Raw genomic sequence first — 20,255 nt, forward strand, 5'->3', positions numbered from 1 at the left:
AGCTGGACAGGTTACGGTTTCAGCCACAGCAATACATAGTCGTTTTTGTCGAAACGCCCGTTCAACACCGGCTGCGCGCTTTCCAGCGGCGTGCCCTTGAGGGAGGGCAGATCACTGCGATCCATCATCAGCCAAACCGGGCCTTTGATCGTCTCCAGTTGCTGGATAGAGTCGCTGAACTGCGGTTGCAGATCCTGCCCGATATTGACCATGAACTTGATCGCTTTCGCGTCCTTGCCCATGCCATGCAGTACCAGTGGCGCGGGGTTTTGCTGCACCTGGGCGAACACCGCGCGACTGAACGTCCGGGTGTCGTACAAACGCCGCTCCACCGGTTCAAACACTGCCGAGTACACCGTCCACAACGCCAATACGGCTGACAACGCCAATACCTCGGTGCGCCAACCCCGGATCAATAATCGCGACAACGCCAAAAGCTGCAGCACGCCCAACGCGATCAAAACAATGGAAACCTCACCCAATTGCTCGGGAAAGCGCCGTCGGGCGATCAGCAAAACCACCAGCAGCAAGCCCGGTGTGACCAGCCACAAGCCCATGATCAAGCCGCGCAAATAGTGGAACACCCGCCCATGCGCCACCTGAAACGGATACGCCGCAATGATCGCCGCCATGGGTAGCATCGGCAGCAGATACCGCGCCTTCTTCGCCTGCGGAATCGACAGGCCGACCATCACAATCAGCCCGGCTGCCGCGCAATACTGCACCAGGCGCAGCGCCGGGCCACGCTGCTGCGGTCTGCTCAGCCAGGCCGCTGCCAGCACCAGCAATGCCAGCGGATAGGCCAGCGCATAGTTGCCGAGCGAGCTGGTGAAGTAATACAGCGAACCGCTGACGCCTTCGCTGCCGTCCATGCGCCCCATGAACTGCATGCGGATCACGTCCTGCAGGAACACCGCGCCACCGCTGACCTGCGCCAGCCATAACAACAACCCGACACACGCGGCCAGCCATATCGAAGCCAGTACGCCGAACACCAGCAGCCGCGTCCACTCACGGTTGAGCAGGTAATAGCTGCACAGCATGCCGGTCGGCACCACCAGACCAATCGGCCCGCGAATACCGAAGCCGAGCAACAGCAAAGCGAAAATCAGCAGCCAGTGACGCTTGCCGGCAAAATGATCATGGGCATAACCGAGATAGAACACCGCAAAGGCCACCGCTGCGAGCATCAAGTCCTGCGACACCGCGCGCACTTCAGTGACAAAGCCACTGGTGAGCATCAGCAAGGCAATACTGATCAACGCCCAGCGCCGTGAGTACGGTGCCAGCAGGCGATACATCAACGTCACGATCAGCGCACCGGCGAAGGCACTTGGCGCCCACGCAGTAAACGCATTCACCGCGCCGAACGGCAGCGACAGCAGCCAGATGAACAGCGTCGAAACCGCTGAGTAATCCGCATACGGCTGACCATAGGTGGTCGGAAACACCGTCGGCCCATGGCGCAGCATTTCCTGCGCGAACAACACGAACCGCGAATCGAAACCGATCGGGGCCTGCCCGTGGACCCCGGCCATGAACAATAAAAACGCCAGCAACCCTGCGATCAGGGACTGCCGGCGGATTTCAGGCGATAACGTGATCAAGCGACGTCGGACGCGTGCGGCCACTGTTGCAGCGGGATCGGCAACTTACGCGATTCGCCACGGCCCATCGGGAAGTACTGGAAGCCGTTGCGCGCCAGACGCTCGGCGTCGTACAGATTGCGCCCGTCGAAGATCACCGGGGTGTTGAGGCGCTGTTTGATCAGGTCGAAATCCGGTGCCTTGAACTGCTGCCACTCGGTGCAGATGATCAAGGCATCGGCGCCGGGCAGCACCGATTCCGGCGTGCCCATCAGCATCAGCTTCGATTCGTCCGGGTAAAGGTTCTGGGTTTCCTGCATGGCCTCCGGGTCGAAGGCGCGCACGCTGGCACCGGCCGCCCACAGTTCCTCGAGCAATACACGGCTCGGCGCATCGCGCATGTCGTCGGTGTTGGGTTTGAACGCCAGCCCCCACAGGGCAAAGGTCTTGCCGCGCAGGTCACCCTTGTAGAACGCGTTGATGCGCTCGAACAACTTGTGTTTCTGCCGCTGGTTGATCGCTTCGACCGCTTGCAGCAAATCACTGGAGCAGTGCGCCTCTTCGGCGCTATGGATCAATGCGCGCATGTCTTTCGGGAAGCACGACCCGCCATAACCGCAGCCCGGATAGATGAAGTGGTAACCGATGCGCGTGTCGGCACCGATGCCCTGGCGCACCGATTCGATGTCGGCGCCCAGGTGTTCGGCGAGTTCGGCAATCTGGTTGATGAAGCTGATCTTGGTCGCCAGCATGCAGTTGGCGGCGTACTTGGTCAGCTCGGCGCTGCGCAGATCCATGAACATGATGCGGTCGTGGTTGCGGTTGAACGGCGAGTACAGATCACGCATCACGTCGCGCACTTCATCGCCTTCGCAACCGATAACGATACGGTCCGGACGGCGGCAGTCGGCAACCGCCGAGCCTTCCTTGAGAAATTCCGGGTTGGAGACGATATCGAACTGCAGCAGGCGGCCGACCTTGATCAAGGCTTTTTCGATGTGCGTGCGCAGGGTATCGCCAGTGCCCACCGGCACCGTGGATTTCTCGACGATGATCAACGGCTGCTCACGATGGCGGGCAATCGCATCGCCGACCGAAAGCACGTAACGCAGATCTGCCGAACCGTCCTCACGCGACGGCGTACCCACGGCGATAAACGCCACGCGAGCGTGCTGCACGGCGAGTTGTTCATCGGTGGTGAATTGCAGGCGTTTCGAATCCAGACCTTCGCGCACCAGACTGGCCAGCCCCGGTTCGAAAATGCTGACATGGCCCTGGCGCAACAGCTCGACCTTCTTCTGGTCGACGTCCATGCACACGACATCATGGCCGACCTCGGCCAACACCGCCGCTTGCACCAGACCGACGTAACCGCTGCCAAATACTGTGATTTTCATGGAGCACTCCTGAATTCGGGCGCACGAGCCGGACGAGTGTTGATAGTGATGACCCCGAGCATGACCAGCGCCACGCCCAGTGATTTAGTGAAACTGAAGGATTCGTTGAACAGCGGCAGACTGGCCGCCAGCAAGTACACCAGCGCGTAGCTGATGCTCAGCAGCGAGTAAGCCCGGCCCAGCGGCAGATCGCGCAGGGCGGCGAGCCAGCAGAGCATCGACAGCGCGTAGGCAAAAATCGCCGCGATGACCACGGCCAGCGCGCGCAAATCGAGGCTGTCGATGTACAGCCATTTTTCCGGTGCGGGCAGACGCGTCATGCTCCAGCGCATGCCCAGTTGTGCAGCGCTGACGAGGAACACGCTGCCGAGGGCGAAAGTGATACCGCGACGTTGATTCATGACTGCTGCCCCAGTAAAACCACGCCGCCGATCACCAACGCCACGCCAAACCAATGCTGGCGGTCGATCGGTTCGCGGAAGACGAAGCGCGCGATCAGGGTGATCAGGACAAAGTTGAGGCTGAGCATCGGATAAGCGATGCCGACTTCCAGCCGCTGCAACACCAGCAGCCAGACCAACAGGCCCGAGCCAAGTGCGAACAGGGCCAGCCATAACCACGGCGAGCGCAGTTTGCCGGTCAGCGAAGAATCGCTCCCGCGCCAGCTCTCCACGGCGTACTTCTGCGCGATCTGGCCGAGGCAGGTCAGCAGGCACGCGGCCAACAGCAGCAACAGGCTCATGACGCCTCCTTGGGCAGGATCATGATCACCAGGTTGCCCTGCTCGTAACGGACGCCGTCCTTTGGCAACTTGTCGATTTCGTCCAGTTCGTCCTGCCCCTTGACGCGCATCACCACGCCGACTGAACCGCTGCGGCGCGCCTCACGCATCCACTGTTGTACGTGTTCGGGATCGACCCGCTGTTGAATGCCGTCAGGATAAGCAAGGCCATATTTCAATTCGCCTATCGTGTTGTACAACGCCACTTGCGGGGTTTTCAGGCGCCAGGCCAGTGCCGATGCGGCACCCAGATCGTTGCTCAACAGGTGTTCGGTCTGCGCCAGTTCGCTGACGTGATGCTTGATGAACTGATCCGGCATCTTGTTGGCGACCACCGATTTCGGCAGCGCTGCCGGCAACACGGCGATCAGCAACAGGCTGCCGAGCGCCGGCGCGGCCCAGCATTGCAGCGGCAGAAAGGCTAGCAGCAGGTTGGCGATGATCCAGCCGATCAGTGCGATAAACACCAGCACCATGCTGTGCAGTTCGTGGTCGTAGACCGGTTTGGTCAGTTGCAGGTACACCAGCGCGATCAGCGTGACGACGCCCAGCAACAGATTGAGCAGACCATTGATGCTCAGCGCGCGACCTTGCTCAAGACGCAAGCGGTCGGCCAGCGTATTGCCCAGCAGCAACGCCATCGGCAGCAGGCACGGCAGGATGTAGGTCGGCAGTTTGCCGTTGGCCAGGCTGAAAAACCCCAGCGGCATCAGCAGCCACAGCAACACAAACACGACTTTTGGCTGAACGCGGGTTTGCCATGCCTGCTTGAATGCCGTCGGCAGCAAGCCTACCCACGGCAGACTGAACGCCACCAGCAGCGGCAGATAGAACCACCACGGCGCATCGTGTTGCGCGTCATCACCGGCAAAGCGACGAATATGTTCGTGCCAGAAGAAGAACCGCCAGTAGTCCGGCTCCTGCGCATGCACCGAGAGCACCCACGGCAGGCTGACGAGGATCGCCACGGCAATCGCCACCGGGCCGAACATCAGCAGTTCACGCCAGCGTTTTTGCCAGAGCATCCACGGCAGGGCGATCAACACCGGCAGCAGCCAGGCGAGGAATCCCTTGGTCATGAAACCCATGCCACACGCCAGCCCCAATACCGCCCAGGCCGCCATGCGCTTGCCGCTGGTGTGGCTGTCGAGGGCAAACCACAGCGCCACCAGACTGAGGTTGACCCAGAAGGTGAATTGCGGATCGAGGTTGGCGTAACCGGCCTGACCGGCGACCACGGTAAAACTCATGTAGAGCAGGGCGCAGACGAAACTTTTGCGCGGTTCGTTCCATAAACGTCGGGCGACCAGATAGCACAGCAGCACACTCAACCCGGTGCTCAGCGCCGACGCGAAACGCACACCGAACAGGTTTTGCCCAAACAACTCCTGACCCAGCGCGATCATCCAGTAACCGGCAATCGGCTTCTCGAAATAACGCAGGCTCATGAAGTGCGGCGATACCCAGTTGCCACTGAGCAGCATGTCCTGGCTGATCTGTGCGTAACGGGTTTCGTCGGGAATCCACAAGCCGTGCGTGCCCAGCGGCAGCAGATAGGCCAGCAAGCAAATGACCAGCAACAGCAGTGGCAGCGTCCAGCGTTTAGTCATGCGCCTTGCACTCCCAGCCAGCCTTCACGGCCGTCGAGGGCGCCGCGTTGCACGCGACCCACGGGCAAGGTGTTGAAGAACTCGGGCAGCAAATCGCCCAGCGGTTTGAAATCGATATCTCGCTGGCGCGCATCGGCCAGCAATTGACGAAAATCTTCAGCCATCAGAATCCCTTCTACTTCGGCGTGAATGGTGTAGACGTTGAGCTGTTGCGGGCGAAAGTGGTCGAGGATGAAATCGTTGAAGTCCCGCGCCGCTACGATCGGGCCGACGACCTCGTCGAAGGTCGGCAAATCCACCGGAATCTGCGGTGTACCCGGCGTGCCGTCGGCCAGCAACGGGCGAAACAGGCGTTGCCCACGGCAATCGCTGTTGTAGCGAAAGCCGAAGGCTTGTTTGGCCTCGATCACGCGCTCGTCGGCACGCCAACCGGCGGCGGCCGAACACTCGACTTTCTCGCCGAGGATGTCGCTCAAGGTGTCGACGCCCTGACGGATCTGCTCGATCAGTTGCGCATTGCTCCAGCGCCCGGCATTGGCCTGCCAGCCGTGGTGATCCCACGCATGCAGGCCCACTTCATGACCGGCATCGCGGGCCTGACGCATCAGGTGCCCGAGGTCACGGCCAATCGGTTTGCCCGGCCACGCGGTGCCAGCTAGCAGAATGTCCCAGCCGTACAGGCCGGCGGCGTTGGAGCGGAGCATTTTCCAGAGGAACTGCGGGCGGATCAGGCGCCACAGATGCCGGCCCATGTTGTCCGGGCCGACACTGAAGAAGAACGTTGCCTTGATCTGCGCCTCGTCGAGCATTTCCAGCAGACGCGGCACCCCTTCACGGGTGCCGCGATAGGTATCGACGTCGATACGAAGGCCTGCCTGCATTAGCGCTTGTCCGCTTGTTCGAGCATGGCTTCACGCAAGAAGAAGTCGAGCGTGTTGCCAATGGTCTCGCGCATTTCCACGGTCGGCGTCCAGTCGAGCAGACGCTTGGCGTTGGCAATGCTGGGTTTGCGGTGCTCGACGTCCTGGTAACCGGCGCCGTAGAACGCCTTGCTTTCCACGTCGCGGAAACCGGCGAACGGCGGGAAGTTATCGCGCAGCGGATGCGCTTCGAACTGACGCAGCAGCTCTTCGCCCAACTGACGGATGCTGGCTTCGTTGTCCGGGTTGCCGATGTTGATGATCTGGCCGTTGCAGACGTCGTTGTCGTTATCGATGATCCGTGCCAGCGCCTCGACGCCATCAGCGATGTCGGTGAAGCAGCGTTTCTGCTCGCCGCCGTCGAACAGACGAATCGGCGTGCCTTCGACCAGATTGAGGATCAATTGGGTGATGGCGCGCGAACTGCCGATGCGTGCCGAATCCAGACGATCAAGGCGCGGCCCCATCCAGTTGAAAGGACGGAACAGGGTGAAATTCAAACCCTTGGCGCCGTAGGCCCAGATCACCCGGTCGAGCAGTTGTTTGGACACCGAGTAGATCCAGCGCTGCTTGTTGATCGGGCCGACCACCAGGTTGGAAGTGTCCTCATCGAAGTGTTTGTCCTGGCACATGCCATAGACTTCCGAGGTCGACGGGAAGATCACGCGCTTGTTGTACTTGACGCAGTAGCGCACCAGTTTCAGGTTTTCTTCGAAGTCGAGTTCGAACACACGCAGCGGGTTGCGGGTGTATTCGATCGGTGTAGCGATGGCCACCAGCGGCAGGACCACGTCGCACTTCTTGATGTGGTACTCGATCCACTCGGAGTGAATGCTGATGTCGCCTTCGACGTAGTGGAAGTGCGGATGGCTGCGCAGACGGTCGATGGCGTCGGAACCGATGTCCAGACCATAGACTTCATAGCGATCATCACGCAGCAGACGCTCGGACAAGTGATTGCCGATAAAGCCGTTGACGCCAAGGATCAGCACGCGGGTGCGACGTGGCGCACGACCGGATTCAGCGCCGCGCAGCAGCGAGCCGTCGACCAGACCGAGTTCATTGGCCAGTTGCGGGCCACTGAGAAAAAGACCGTTATCGTTGCGTTGGCCGGAGAGGATCACCAGCGAATCTTCGCCGCAGGCAATGCGCAGCGGGTCGACGCTGATCACCCGGCCCGGTGCCTGGCCGTCATTGCCTTTGACGACTTCGGCGCTCCAGACGATGAGTTTGTGCTCGCCGACCGCGCAGAACGCGCCCGGATACGGTTGGGTCACCGCACGCACCAGGTTGAACAGTTGCTCGGCCGGTTGCGCCCAGACCAGTTTGCCGTCCGCTGCGCTGCGACGACCGAATACCGTCGCTTTGGATTCGTCTTGCGGGGTTTCGCTGATCTTGCCTTGCAGCATGGCTGGCAAGGTGTCGCGCAGCAGATCCGTCGCGGCGATGCGCAATTTGCCGTGCAGGCTCAGCGCGGTGTCGCTGCGTTCGATGGCCACGCGCTGCTGGGCAACGATGGCGCCGGCATCGGCACGTTTGACCATGCGGTGCAGGGTGACGCCGGTTTCGGTCTCGCCGTTGACCAGCACCCAGTTGGCTGGGGCGCGGCCACGGTAGCTTGGCAGCAACGAGCCGTGCAGGTTGAACGCGCCTTTTTTGGCCACGGCCAGCAACGACTCGCTCAGCAGGTTGCGGTAGTAGAAGGAGAAGATGTACTCAGGGGCGAGCTTGGCAATGCGCTCGATCCACAATGGATGGTTGACGTCTTCCGGCGCGTGCACCGCGATGCCTTTGCTGGCGCACAGTTGCGCAACCGATCCGTAAAACGCGTTTTCTTTCGGGTCATCCGCGTGAGTGAACACCGCTGCGATGTCATAGCCGCTGTCGAGCAGGCCTTGAATGCCGGCGCAGCCAATGTCGTGGTAAGCGAAGACAACAGTTTTTGCACTCATGAGTGAACCTGACCGGTAGTAGAAGTAGAAGAGAGACCGTCAACAGTGACCGCAGGCGCCGGCTCGGCGGCGTGGCTGCGCAAGACTTTTTCAATGAAGAAACGCGGGCGGGCGCGCACGTCGCTGTACATGCGCCCCAGGTATTCGCCGAGCAGGCCCATGCCGATGAACTGGCCACCGGTGAACACGAACAGCACGGCGAACAGCACAAACATGCCGTCACCGGCCCATCCGGAACCGAAGGCCAGACGCATGACGATCAACGCAAAAGCAAACAGCAATCCAAGCCCGGCCATGGTGAAACCGACGATGCTCAGCAGGCGCAACGGCGTAGTGGTCATGCAGGTGATCAGGTCGAACATCAGGTTGATCAAACGCATCGGGCTGTACTTCGAATCGCCGTGCTCACGTTCGGCGTGGGCGACGACGATTTCGGTGGTGTGGCGGGCGAAGCTGTTGGCCAGAATCGGGATGAAGGTGCTGCGTTCACGGCAGGCGAGCATCGCGTCGATGATCGTCCGCCGGTAAGCGCGGAGCATGCAGCCGTAGTCGCTCATGGCGACGCCGGTAGAGCGCTGCACGGCGAGGTTGATCAGCTTCGACGGATAGCGACGCAGGGCCGAATCCTGACGATTACCGCGCACGGTGCCGACAACGTCGTAACCCTTTTCGGCTTCGGCGACCAGGCGCGGGATTTCTTCCGGCGGGTTCTGCAGGTCGGCGTCGAGGGTGATGACGACATCGCCTTTGCATTGCTCGAAACCGGCCATGATTGCCGCGTGCTGGCCGTAGTTGCGGTTGAGAATGACGGCCACAAACGGGCTGTCTTCACGGGTGGCGGCTTCTTCAAGAATATTCGCGGATTCGTCACGGCTGCCGTCGTCGACGAGGACGATTTCATAATCGTGACGCAGCATGCGGCAGGCCGCTTCGGTGCGGCGCAGCAGTTCCGGCAGGCTGTCCTGTTCGTTGTAGACCGGGATAACGATCGAAACACAGCGGATCGGATAAGGTTTCACGGGCGTTTGTCCATAAGGGTGGCGATGGCGCCGACCACGCGATCAAGGTCCTGATCGCTCATGTCGGGGAACAGCGGAATCGAACACAGCCGCGCCGAGTTCCATTCGGTGTCGGGCAGGTAGAGGTCAGGGTCACGCTGGCGATACCAGGTGTGCAGGTGGGTGGCGATGAAATGGATACCGGTGCCGATGCCTTGGTCCTGCAAACCTTGCATGAAGGCTTCGCGGTCGATGCCGCAGCGCTCGCTGTCGATGCGCAGGATGAACAGGTGCCAGGCGTGGGTTTGTGCGTAGGCGGGCACGGCCAGCGGTTGCACCGGCAGGCCTTCGAGTTTTTGCCGGTAGGCGGCGGCCAATTCAGTGCGACGGGCGTTGATCGCGTCCAGACGCTCAAGCTGCACCAACGCAATCGCGGCGTTGATGTCGGCGAGGTTGTATTTGAACCCCGGCTCCATCACTTGGGCCTGCGGCTTGCGGCCACCGGTCAGGCGATCGTAGGCGTCGACGCCCAGACCGTGGAACTTGAGCATGCGCACGCGGCGGGCCAGGGCTTCGTTATCGGTGACGAACATCGCGCCTTCGGCACAGGTCATGTTCTTGATCGCGTGGAAGGAGAAAATCGCCGTGCCCTGCGAGCCGACGTGACGTCCCTTGTAGCGGGTACCAGCAGCGTGGGCGGCGTCTTCGATGACGGCGATGCCGTGTTTGTCGGCCAGCGCGTACAGCGGATCAAGATCAAATGCGGCGCCGGCGTAATGCACCGGGATGATCGCTTTGGTGCGTGGGGTGATGGCGGCTTCGATGCGTGCGGCGTCGGTCATCAAGGTGTCGCGATCAACGTCGACGAACACCGGTGTGGCGCCGAGCAGCGAGATCATGTTGGCGGTCGACACCCAGGTCTGCGACGGAGTGATGACTTCGTCACCCGGGCCAATGCCCAGGGCCAGCAAGGTGATGTGCATGCCGCCGGTGGCGGACGAAAGTGCCACCGCATGCCGACAGCCAACGTATTGCGCGAATTGTTCTTCGAGTGCCTGATTTTTTGGTCCGGTGGTGATCCAGCCGGAACGCAATACTTGCTCTACGGCTGCAATTTCTTCATCGCCGATACTCGGACGAGAAAAGGGGAGAAACGCCTGACTCATGAACACCTCATCACAAACAATCAGAAGAAAACCAAGTCGACAAACTGGATCCAATCTCAGCGTAGACGCAAAAAATACCTTTGCATCAATAAGTTGCTGATACGACTTACCGTCGGGGTTCGGTTGACTTTTGTGGCTTCGCGCGGCAGTTTGGACGGCGCCGGCACGGGATCTGTTGGAATTAAGGTTAAGCCCGTTTTTGTGAAAGGAACATGAAAAACCGGTCGGCGAATCGTTTATCTAGAACTCATACAGCCGCTGTTCAGACTTCTACCGTTTATCGTCGTTTTTAGTAGAAAAGTCCTACAGAAGTGTCCCCTTTATAGGGGAAATGTTGCAGTTGTTAGTTGCTGTGTTGAATTGTTTTTACTCAAGGCCTTTACGTTTGACTGACTTGTCCGTTGTACCGCTGCAAACCCGCCAAACCAATCCGATGACCCTGTATCTGGCGCGCCTGGCCCCCTCCAGCCAGTTGACCATGCGCTACGTTTTGCAGGATGCGGCCGACCGTCTCGGCTTTGAAGACATGAATGTCGAGGATATTCCCTGGCACGCATTACAACCTGAAGATGTGGTCGCCCTGGTTGCCGCATTGCGCGAAGACAACTATGCGCCGAATACTTCTTCGCTTTATGTAAATGCCGTGCGTGGGGTGATGAATGAAGCGTGGCGCATGAGTTTGATCACTCAGGATCATCTGCTGAAAATGCGTTCGGTAAAAGGTATTGCCGGCACGCGCTTGTCGCAGGGGCGCAACTTGAAGCGCACTTTGATCCATGAATTGATGGAAGTGTGCGCTGCCGATCCGCGCCCGCAGGGGCTGCGCGACGCGGCGGTGATTGCGTTGTTGTACGGCACCGGCATGCGTAAATCGGAGTCGGTGGATCTGGACTTGAATCAGGTCGACTTTACTGAGCGCAGCCTGACCGTCACCGGCAAAGGCAATAAACAACTGATCAAGTACGCGCCGGCCTGGGCGTTCGCCAAACTCGATGCGTGGCTGGAGCTGCGCCGCTCGCAACTCAAGGAAGGCGAGAGCGATGATGCCTTTCTGTTCAATCGTATCCGTCGCGGCAGCCATATCACTCGCGAGCGCATCACCAAACACGCGATTTACTACATCGCCCGTCAGCGCGGCACGCAGGTCGGGGTGAAGATCATGCCCCACGACTTCCGCCGCTCGTTCATCACGCGGGTGATCGAAGAACATGATCTGTCGATCGCCCAGAAGCTGGCGCACCACAGCAACATCCAGACCACCGCCAACTACGATGTGCGCGATGACAACGAGCGGCGGCGAGCGGTGGATCGCTTCGATCTGTGATCAGGGAATCGCGAAGACGTGAGCCGCACCGAGTACCGATAACTGCACGTCGCTGCCAGCGGGTGGCGCGTGCATGCCGGAGCTGCGTACCAGCAGCGAACGGCCGAGATCCTGACTGACCGGCGAGCGCAGTTCGACGGTGAGGGTGCAGGTGTTGCCAGCGAAGTCGCGTTCGGTGACCACGGCGGGGCAGCCTTGTGTGCCGAGTACGGCGCCGGACAACTGCAACTGTTCGGGCCTGAGCATGATCTGCGCGTTGCCGATAAATCCGTTGCTGTTCACCGGCACCTGGCCGAGATCGCAGTGGGCCAGACCGGATTCGATCCGCGCCGGCATGACCACGGCTTCACCGAGAAAATGCGCGGTCTGCTCGTCGTGCGGGTATCGGTAAAGATCCATCGGATGCCCCGATTGCACCAGCCGCCCGCCGCGCATCACTGCCAACTGATCGGCAAATGACAGCGCTTCGCCCTGATCATGGGTGACCAGAATCGTCGTGACGCCAGCGTCCTCGAGCAAGCGCGCGACCATTTTGCGCATGGCGCTGCGCAGGCCAGTGTCGAGGGCGGAGAAGGGCTCATCGAGCAGCATCAGTCGCGGTTGTTGCGCCAATGCCCGAGCAAGGGAAACCCGTTGCTGCTGGCCGCCGGACAGCTCATGGGGCCAACGGTTGGCCATGTTGGCGTCCAGCGAAACGCTGTCCATCAATGCCTTGATCCGTTCCTCTCTGGCGGTGCCGGTCAGCGTCAGGCCGAAACCGATGTTGGCGGCGACGGTCATGTGCGGAAACAGCGCGCCGTCCTGCGGCACATAGCCGATCTGCCGTTGGTAAGCGGGCACGGCGTGAGTGCTGTCGACCAGCACCTGACCGTTGAGCGTGAGGCTACCGGCATCAGGGAATTCAAACCCGGCAATTATCCGCAGCAGCGTGGTTTTGCCTGAGCCGGACGGGCCGACAATCACCGTGCGGCTGCCGGTCGGTACCGACAGGCAGATGTCATCCAGCGCTTTCTGCGCGCCAAAGGACTTGTTCAGAGAAATCAGTTCGAGTGCGTTCATCGGCCAGCGGTGCGCCTGGATTGGTGATAGAGAATGGCCGTCAGCGGCAACGAAAGCAGCACCATCAACAGTGCGTAAGGCGCGGCGGCGGCGTAATCGATTTCGCTGGTCATGGCCCAGAAACCGGTAGCCAAGGTGCGGGTGCCGTTGGGGGCGAGCAGCAAAGTGGCGGTCAGTTCATTGGTGATCGCCAAAAACACCAGCGCGGCGCCGGCGGCAGCACCCGGCGCGGCAAGACGCAGGGTGATCAGCCATAAGGCACGCAACGGCGATCGACCGAGGCTTTGCGCAATGTTCTCCAGCTCCACTGGCGCCTGGGCAAAACCGGCACGCAGGCTGACCAATGCGCGGGGCAGGAACATCAGCAGATAGGCGAGCAGCACGGTGATGGTGGTCTGGTAGATCGGCCGGGCGAAATGGATGGTCACGGTGACCAACGCGAGTGCCACAACAATCCCCGGCAGCGAACTGGTGATGTAGTTGCAGCCTTCAAGCAAGCGCTGCAATTTGCCCGGCGCGCGGATCGACAGCCAGGCAATCGGAATCGCCGCCAGACTGGTCAACAGCGCACCGGCGACGCCGAACGACAGGGTTTGCAACAGCGCGGGCACCAGTTCATCACCGCCCCACACGTCCCAGCCACCGGCAATCAACCAGCGACTCAACGTCAGCAACGGCACGCCGAGAGCGAGCAGACAGGTTAGTCCTTGCAGACCGAGCCCGAGGATCACGCTGCCACGACCGAGCCGCACCGTGCGTTGTTCGCGCGCGCTGCCGGAACCCACGCGGGCATAGCGCGCCTTGCCCCGGGCGGCGGATTCGACGGTGAGCATGGCCAGACAACACAACGCCAGAACACCCGCCAGCATGTTCGCTGCCGGGCCGTTGAAGGTCGATTTGAACTGGTCGAAAATCGCCGTGGTGAAGGTGTCGAAGCGGATCATTGCGTACAGGCCGTACTCGGCCAGCAAGTGCAAGCCGACCAGCAATGCACCGCCGCAGATCGCCAGACGCAACTGTGGCAACACCACCCGGAAAAACACCGCCCAAGGCTTGAGACCCAAGGATTCGGCAACGTCCTCAATCGCCGGGTCGAGGCGACGCAACGTCGCCGCAACCGGCAGATAGAGAAATGGAAAGTACGCAATCACCGACACCAGCACGCCGGCCGGCAATCCGTGAATCGAAGGAATCAGGCTGACCCACGCATAGCTGTGAACGAACGCCGGCACTGCCAATGGCGCTACGGCCAGCAATGACCACAGGCGTCGACCGGGCAGGTTGGTGCGCTCGGTCAGCCAGGCCAGTGCGGTGCCAAGCAAGATGCACAGCGGCAGCGTGATCAACACCAGCAGCACGGTGTTGATCAGCAACTCCGCCACCCGTGGGCGAAACACCAAGGCTTCGATAGTCGCCCAGCCAGTCGCCCACGACACACCGAGCACAAACGCGATCGGCAGCAACGACAACAGTGAAACGCCGACGGCCAGTGCAACCACCCAAGAACCACCGCGCCCGGTCAGGGCGCGGGGTTTCAGCCTGAGGCTGGCGGAGGAGGCCGCAGCGACCTGCGCAGGAAGGGTTTCGGGGAGCACTTACAGGATTCCCGCCTGGGTCATCAACTCGACGGCTTTTTTGCTGTCGAGTTTCGACGCATCGACTTTTGGTGCGTCGAGATCTTTCAGCGGCGTCAGTTTCGGGTTCGACGGAGCGTCTTTGCCGACCGCGTACTCAAACGAGGTGCCGCTGTGGAGAATTTCCTGGCCTTCTTTGCCGGTGATGTATTTGACGAACTTCTGCGCCTCTTCCTGATGTTTGCTGGAGGCCAGTACGCCGGCGCCGGAAGTACTGACAAACGCGCCCGGGTCCTGATGCTTGAAGTAATAGAGCTGGGTGTTCTTGCTGTTTTCGCCGGTCTTGGACTGATCGACGAAACTGTAATAGTGATAGATCACGCCGCTGTCGATCTGCCCGGCGTTGACCGCTTTGAGCACGGCGCTGTTGCCGCGATACACGCTGGCGTTGGTTTTCATGCCTTTGAGCCAGTCGAGTGTGGCGGCTTCGCCTTTCTGCTCGAGCACGGCGGCGACGATGGCCTGGAAGTCAGCGCCGGCCGGTGAGGCAGCCCAGCGGCCTTTCCACTCAGGTCTGGCCAGATCGAGCAGGGATTTCGGCAGGTCTTTTTCCGCCAGTTTCGCCGGGTTGTAGACGAACACGGTCGAACGGGCGGCGATGCCGATCCACTGGCCATGGGCCGGGCGGTAGGCAGAGTCCACTTGTTCCAGCGTCGCCGGAGCGATCGGCGCGAACAGCTTGGCGTTGTCGACCAGCACCATCGCCGGGGAGTTCTCGGTGAGGAACACGTCTGCCGGCGAGGCCGCGCCTTCCTGCACGATCTGGTTGCCCATTTCAGTGTCGTCGCCGTTGCGAATCGTCACCGGAATCCCGGTTTCCTCGGTGAAGCCGGCCACCCAGGCCTTGGTCAGGCTTTCGTGCTGGGCGTTGTAAACCAGCAAGCCAACACCGTCAGCCGCAACGGCTGAGCCTGCGCTGAGCAGGGCGCTGACCAGCAATGCGCGTTTCAGAAAGGACGGGACCTTTGAATTCATAACGGTGACGCTCCTGATTTTTTAGACGTTATGGGCAGGCATTCGCGGGCAGCCTTCAATGCGAATGATTTGCAGATATTCAGCCGCAGGCAATGTAGAGAGGCAAATGAGAAAAAAACGTCAAACAAACCGTTAATACATGTCATTGCCATTCAGATTAGCAGCGACTCGGTGACGCGCGGTTGCCGTGCGTCATTCCGCGTCAGGCGTTCAGGAGGGATCAGGCAGGCAACGCTCTGGTCGGCGCAGTCGCTGCCAGCAGAATCCATAACGCCCTGCGTTCTATGGCCGTTGAGGTCATGGCTGGCGCTTGGCGAAGATGTAGATCTGCAGATTGCCGCGCTGGTAATGTTTGCCATCTGCCGGCAACAACTCGATTTCCTGCGCTTCCTGAGTGCTGTTGACGCGCATCACCACCGCCACCGAGCCTTTTTTGCGCGCGTCGGTCATCCATTGGCCGACGTCGTCCAGACCGACCTTGCGGGCAGCCATGGCCGGATCGTCGAGGCCGTATTTCAGTTCACCGACGGTATTGAACAGATCCACTTGCGGCCGCTTCAGACGCCACGCCAAGGCCGACGCTGCGCCAAGGTCATTGCTCAATAGCGAGGATGCCTCGCTCAAGGTCTGTTGATGTTCGGCAATAAACTGGTCGGGCATTTTGCTGTCGACGATCTGCGCCGGCATGGCGGCCGGCAGCAGGGCAATCAACAGACCAATGCCGAGCGCGGGCATGGCCCACATCGTCAGCGGCCGCATGATCTGCAAGGCGTTGGCGATGATCCAGCCGATCAGCACGATAAACACCAGCGACAGACTGAACATCTCGGTGTTTGCGTAGACTTCTTTGCTCGCTTGCAGATAGATCAGCGCGATCAGGGCAGCGCTGCCCAGCACGGTGTTGATCACCCCGTTCAGGCGCAGAACCTGCGTGTTGTGCTGTTCCAGCCAGTTGACCACGGTGTAGCCCATCAGCAGGGCCAGAGGAAACAGGCACGGCATGATGTAGGTCGGCAGCTTGCCGCTGCTCAGGCTGAAAAAGATCAGCGGCAGCACAAACCACAGCGCCAGAAACGCGGTTTTTGCCTCGTGTTTTTCACGCCAGGTACGAATCAGCGTCGACGGCAATAACAGCGCCCATGGCAACGTCGAAGCAAACAGCAACGGCAGATAGAACCACCACGGGCGTGCATGCTGGGCATCATCGCCCGCAGCGAAACGGCGGATGTGTTCATGCCAGAAGAAAAAGCGCCAGAAGTCCGGCTCGCGCACGTGTACCGCAAGTGCCCATGGCACGCTGACCAATGCGGCGACCAGCACCGCCACCGGGCCGTAGCGCAGCAGTTCGCCGAAACGGCGTTGCCAGACCATGTAGGGCAGGGCGATCAGCACCGGCAGCAGCAGGGCGAGAAAGCCTTTGGTCATCAGGCCCATGCCACAAGCGACGCCGAGCAATGCCCAACTGCCGAGGCGGGCCTTTGTGGTGCTGCTGTCGATGGCAAACCACACCGCCACCAGACTGAGGTTGACCCACAAGGTGAACTGCGGATCGAGGTTGGCGTAGCCTGCCTGACCGGCGATCAGGCCAAAACTCATGTACAGCAAGGCACAGGCAGCGCTGATGCGCGGGTTGTTCCAGAGCCGGCGCGCCAACAGGTAGGCGAGCCAGACGCTGACCCCAGTGCTGACGGCCGAAGCGATGCGCACACCGAACAGGTTGTCGCCGAAAATCGCCTGACCGATGGCGATCATCCAGTACCCGGCAATCGGTTTCTCGAAGTAGCGAATGCCCATGAAGTGCGGTGCGATCCAGTTGCCGCTCAGGAGCATTTCCTGGCTGATCTGGCCGTAACGGGTTTCGTCGGGGATCCACAAACCGTGGGTCATCAGCGGCAACAGATAAAACAGCACAAACGCCAGGATCAGCCCGGGAATCGCCCAGCGTTCGATCAGCGAAGGAGGTTGTATCAAATGGCGGGCAGCGTGGCGCAACGGAAGGGTATCGGACGTCATGACTGAGCCTTGTGACGAATAAAAAGTATCTGGCTTAAAACACTAGAAACCGTGGCGGTTTTTTCATTGGTTATGTGTAACGTCTAATATCTGCCAGAACGGCGTATTGATAATGCCCAACACTGTAAGTTGTTTCCGGTTATCAATTCTTACAAGTAAGGTGCTTCCATACTCGGCAGCAATCGCATGAGGAAAACCGGTCTGTTTTTCAAAATCACTGATGCAGCCGCTGTGAGTGACCAGCACAAGATTCTGCTGCGCCACTTTGCGCGCGACGATTTCATCGCGAAGTGTCGGCCCGCATGTGGCCAGCCAGTCTTCGGCAAGGGCATCGTGGCCGAACATGTAATGCGCGGTTTGCGCCGTACGGGTCAGCGGGCTGCTCAACACCACAGCTTGTTGCATGCCCAGTTTCACAAAGCCTTGGCCGACCGCTTGCGCCGCAGTGCTGCCCACTTCGGTGATGCCATCCGCCGGGCCCAGGCAGGTATTGCTTGAGCGGTCACAACGTTCGGTGTGCCGCACCAGCGCAACGACTTCACCGGCCCGCCAGGCTTTTATCCATTCAGCGGTGGTGCTGCGCCCGGCATGATCGAGGTCGGTCGGCGAGCGTGGCCACCAGACAAACCCGCTGACCAGAATGGCCACAAGCACGACACACACCAGTGCAATCCATAGCCGAAAGCGCGGCGTGCGCCGGTAGCGGAATAAATGTTTCAACTGAAATGATTGCGCCACAATGTTGCCTCTTTAAATGCCAGATAGTTCATTCAGTGCAACGTAAGGCTTGGGCAGCGAGCAACTTTACGACTGTTTGCTTGAAGGCTGACTGAACACTACGTTCAAGCTCGTCGGGTCGCGGTGAAGAACATGTGAAAAAATTGCCAGAAGTTGAGCGGGGCAACTAAAGCGGCTATTTGATAAGTAAACTCAAATACTGTTTTTGTTTGTCCAGGGGCTTACCAGGACGCCACTCTTGCGGTGAAGCTCAATGCTGCCAAACAACGGAGCCACTCAAGCGCATGGATCTCAAGCAAAGCCTGACGAAACGGATCGTGATTGTGTTCGCGCTGATGAGCGCTTTAGTCGCCGGTGTCTTTGCATTGGGGATCGTCGCGACCGTACACGTGGTGGAGCGCAAGTTGACCACCACCACGTTGAGCGGGGGGCTACACCGGTTATTGGCAATGGACGACATCCGTCTCTGGAGCCATACACCGGAAAAAAGCGAATTGTTTTTCTTCGAGGGCGGGCAGGGGCCATTGGCGCTGACTCGACAACTGGCCGAGTTACCCTTGGGTTTTCAGGAAATCACCTTCCACGGTGATGCCTTCTACGCCATGGTCGAAGCCGTCGGCGGGCGCAAATACGTGTTGCTGCGCGATCAAGAGAGCCTCGAACAGCGTGAGCATCTGCTGTTTATTGTGGTGATCGTCGGATTCATCCTCAGCATCGTTCTGGCGCTGGTCCTCGGCCGCTTGCTCGCACGACGGGTCATGGCGCCGGTGATTCGCCTGGCCCGACAAGTGCGCCATCGCGATCAGCTCATCGAGGTCGCGCCGCCATTGCACCCTGATTACGCCGCCGATGAAGTCGGCGAACTGGCGCTGTCGTTCGATCAGACTTTGGGACGCCTGCGCGCGACCTTGAGCCGGGAGAAACTGTTCACCAGCGATGTCAGCCATGAACTGCGCACACCATTGATGGTGCTAACGACATCCTGCGAGTTGCTGTTGGCCAACCCGTCGCTTGATGCCCGTTCAGGCGCACAGGTCAGCCGGATCGCCCGGGCCAGCCACGAGATGCGTCAATTGGTCGAAACCTTTCTGATGCTGGCGCGCAAGCCTGAAGAGGTTCGCGTGCAGTCTACGTGCACGCTGAAAGAAATCGCCGATGCGCAGACAGAGGTGTGGGGCCGCTTGATCCGCGAAAAAGGCCTGGAGTTTGTCTACGATCCGCTGCATGCCGGCGCCGGACGCTTCAACCTGACCTTTCTGCAATCAGTGATGGGCAACCTGTTGCGCAACGCCTGGCATTACACCGACCACGGTTACGTGCGCCTGACCCTGCTCGAAAACAGCTTCGTGGTCGAAGACAGCGGCATTGGTATCCCGGAAGAACAGCGCCATGCGATGTTCCAGCCCTTCGTGCGCGGTGATGAACAACGCGGCGAAGGGCTCGGGTTGGGGCTTTCGCTGGTGCAGCGGATCTGCAGCCAGCAACACTGGCAAGTGCAGCTCACCACCCGTGAACCCAATGGCTGTCGTTTCACGGTGACGCTGATTCAGGAGGAGGGCGGACAGCCGCGCGGATTGCCGGCGGCCTGACTGATCGCCGCAGCCAGGCGTTTGACGTTGTTCTGCTGGGCGCCCACCAGATCATCGATGGTCGGACCGGACGGTGATTGCAGGGTCGAACGGCAGGTCAGCGAGCCATTGTCAGTGGCGCCGACGGGACGCAAGCGCCATTTCGCATCGATCAGGCCGTACTGACCGGGGATCGAGTCAAAGCGTTGCACTTCGATGCGCACCGAAACATTGCCTTGGCCACTGGTATTGCTCAGTTGATCGGCCAACGCACCGCGCAACTCATCCGCCAGTGTCGCCCCCCACCAATCGGTTTCCAGAATCGCCAGGCCGCTGTTGCCTTGGCGGATAACGATTTGCGCCCGGTCGACCTGCGGCGGCACGCTCAGCGCTTCAATCGGAATCTGCGCGCCGGTCCGGGTGTTGGCGATCTGCACCGGCGTCAGCGTGTGAAAGCTGATCGGGTCGCTGCGGCAGGCGCCCAGCAGCATGAACGCAGCGAGCACGGTGATTTTCAGCGGTACAGCCATGGTT

The 20,255-nt window shown here is 60.3% G+C and carries 17 protein-coding genes; 2 read left to right on the forward strand and 15 right to left on the reverse strand.

Annotated elements, in window-relative coordinates; translation table 11 throughout:
• Positions 1-11: 11 nt before the first annotated feature.
• From KBP52_RS03025 to arnB, 9 genes are read right to left on the reverse strand one after another with little or no spacing between them, the layout of a single operon-like run.
• Entirely contained in the window at positions 12-1,607 is a 1,596-nt protein-coding gene (locus KBP52_RS03025) for a glycosyltransferase family 39 protein (protein WP_212622013.1), read from the reverse strand.
• Entirely contained in the window at positions 1,604-2,983 is a 1,380-nt protein-coding gene (locus KBP52_RS03030; protein ID WP_212622014.1) for a UDP-glucose/GDP-mannose dehydrogenase family protein, read from the reverse strand. The genes KBP52_RS03025 and KBP52_RS03030 overlap by 4 nt, the downstream gene beginning before the upstream one ends.
• The gene (gene arnF, locus KBP52_RS03035; RefSeq protein ID WP_212622015.1) at positions 2,980-3,384 is read right to left on the reverse strand and encodes a 4-amino-4-deoxy-L-arabinose-phosphoundecaprenol flippase subunit ArnF; all 405 of its coding nucleotides are present in this window, start codon (positions 3,382-3,384) and stop codon (positions 2,980-2,982) included. Before arnF ends, KBP52_RS03030 begins: the two co-directional genes overlap by 4 nt.
• Positions 3,381-3,725, reverse strand: coding sequence for a 4-amino-4-deoxy-L-arabinose-phosphoundecaprenol flippase subunit ArnE (gene arnE / locus KBP52_RS03040; protein ID WP_212622016.1), 345 nt, complete (start codon positions 3,723-3,725; stop codon positions 3,381-3,383). The genes arnF and arnE overlap by 4 nt, the downstream gene beginning before the upstream one ends.
• Positions 3,722-5,374: a lipid IV(A) 4-amino-4-deoxy-L-arabinosyltransferase gene (gene arnT, locus KBP52_RS03045; protein ID WP_212622017.1), complete on the reverse strand. Its 1,653-nt coding sequence runs from the start codon at positions 5,372-5,374 to the stop codon at positions 3,722-3,724. The genes arnE and arnT (KBP52_RS03045) overlap by 4 nt, the downstream gene beginning before the upstream one ends.
• Positions 5,371-6,255 (reverse strand): 4-deoxy-4-formamido-L-arabinose-phosphoundecaprenol deformylase, encoded by an 885-nt coding sequence (arnD, locus tag KBP52_RS03050; protein ID WP_212622018.1) that lies wholly within the window; start codon positions 6,253-6,255, stop codon positions 5,371-5,373. The genes arnT (KBP52_RS03045) and arnD overlap by 4 nt, the downstream gene beginning before the upstream one ends.
• A complete protein-coding gene (gene arnA, locus KBP52_RS03055; protein ID WP_212622019.1) occupies positions 6,255-8,246 on the reverse strand; it encodes a bifunctional UDP-4-amino-4-deoxy-L-arabinose formyltransferase/UDP-glucuronic acid oxidase ArnA in 1,992 nt (663 codons plus the stop codon). Before arnA ends, arnD begins: the two co-directional genes overlap by 1 nt.
• Positions 8,243-9,265: an undecaprenyl-phosphate 4-deoxy-4-formamido-L-arabinose transferase gene (gene arnC, locus KBP52_RS03060; RefSeq protein ID WP_212622020.1), complete on the reverse strand. Its 1,023-nt coding sequence runs from the start codon at positions 9,263-9,265 to the stop codon at positions 8,243-8,245. Before arnC ends, arnA begins: the two co-directional genes overlap by 4 nt.
• The gene (gene arnB, locus KBP52_RS03065; RefSeq protein WP_212622021.1) at positions 9,262-10,410 is read right to left on the reverse strand and encodes a UDP-4-amino-4-deoxy-L-arabinose aminotransferase; all 1,149 of its coding nucleotides are present in this window, start codon (positions 10,408-10,410) and stop codon (positions 9,262-9,264) included. The genes arnC and arnB overlap by 4 nt, the downstream gene beginning before the upstream one ends.
• Before the next feature lie 433 nt (positions 10,411-10,843).
• Here arnB and KBP52_RS03070 point away from each other — a divergent pair, with 433 nt between their 5' ends.
• On the forward strand, positions 10,844-11,734 hold the full coding sequence (locus KBP52_RS03070; RefSeq protein WP_077573062.1) for a tyrosine-type recombinase/integrase: 891 nt from the start codon (positions 10,844-10,846) through the stop codon (positions 11,732-11,734).
• Here KBP52_RS03070 and KBP52_RS03075 read toward each other — a convergent pair whose 3' ends face one another.
• The 5 genes from KBP52_RS03075 to KBP52_RS03095 form a co-directional block, all read right to left on the reverse strand.
• Positions 11,735-12,793 (reverse strand): ABC transporter ATP-binding protein, encoded by a 1,059-nt coding sequence (locus KBP52_RS03075; protein WP_077572804.1) that lies wholly within the window; start codon positions 12,791-12,793, stop codon positions 11,735-11,737.
• Entirely contained in the window at positions 12,790-14,388 is a 1,599-nt protein-coding gene (locus KBP52_RS03080; protein WP_077572805.1) for an iron ABC transporter permease, read from the reverse strand. The genes KBP52_RS03075 and KBP52_RS03080 overlap by 4 nt, the downstream gene beginning before the upstream one ends.
• Positions 14,389-15,402, reverse strand: a complete 1,014-nt coding sequence (locus KBP52_RS03085; protein ID WP_212622022.1) for an iron ABC transporter substrate-binding protein — start codon at positions 15,400-15,402, stop codon at positions 14,389-14,391.
• A gap of 297 nt (positions 15,403-15,699) precedes the next feature.
• Positions 15,700-17,415: a lipid IV(A) 4-amino-4-deoxy-L-arabinosyltransferase gene (gene arnT / locus KBP52_RS03090; protein ID WP_212622023.1), complete on the reverse strand. Its 1,716-nt coding sequence runs from the start codon at positions 17,413-17,415 to the stop codon at positions 15,700-15,702.
• 63 nt (positions 17,416-17,478) lie between these two features.
• Positions 17,479-18,078 carry a histidine phosphatase family protein gene (locus KBP52_RS03095; protein ID WP_123594548.1) on the reverse strand — a complete coding sequence of 200 codons (600 nt, stop codon included), beginning with the start codon at positions 18,076-18,078 and terminating at the stop codon, positions 17,479-17,481.
• A 359-nt stretch (positions 18,079-18,437) separates the two neighbouring features.
• On the opposite strand from KBP52_RS03095, the gene KBP52_RS03100 reads away from it, so the two are divergent.
• On the forward strand, positions 18,438-19,742 hold the full coding sequence (locus tag KBP52_RS03100) for a HAMP domain-containing sensor histidine kinase (RefSeq protein WP_116030357.1): 1,305 nt from the start codon (positions 18,438-18,440) through the stop codon (positions 19,740-19,742).
• Here the strand turns inward: KBP52_RS03100 and KBP52_RS03105 are convergent.
• Positions 19,700-20,251, reverse strand: a complete 552-nt coding sequence (locus KBP52_RS03105) for a PqiC family protein (protein ID WP_116030356.1) — start codon at positions 20,249-20,251, stop codon at positions 19,700-19,702. The genes KBP52_RS03100 and KBP52_RS03105 overlap by 43 nt on opposite strands.
• Positions 20,252-20,255 lie beyond the last annotated feature (4 nt).

It is taken from the genome of Pseudomonas sp. SCA2728.1_7 (assembly GCF_018138145.1).
GTDB classification, from domain to species: Bacteria; Pseudomonadota; Gammaproteobacteria; order Pseudomonadales; family Pseudomonadaceae; genus Aquipseudomonas; species Aquipseudomonas koreensis_A.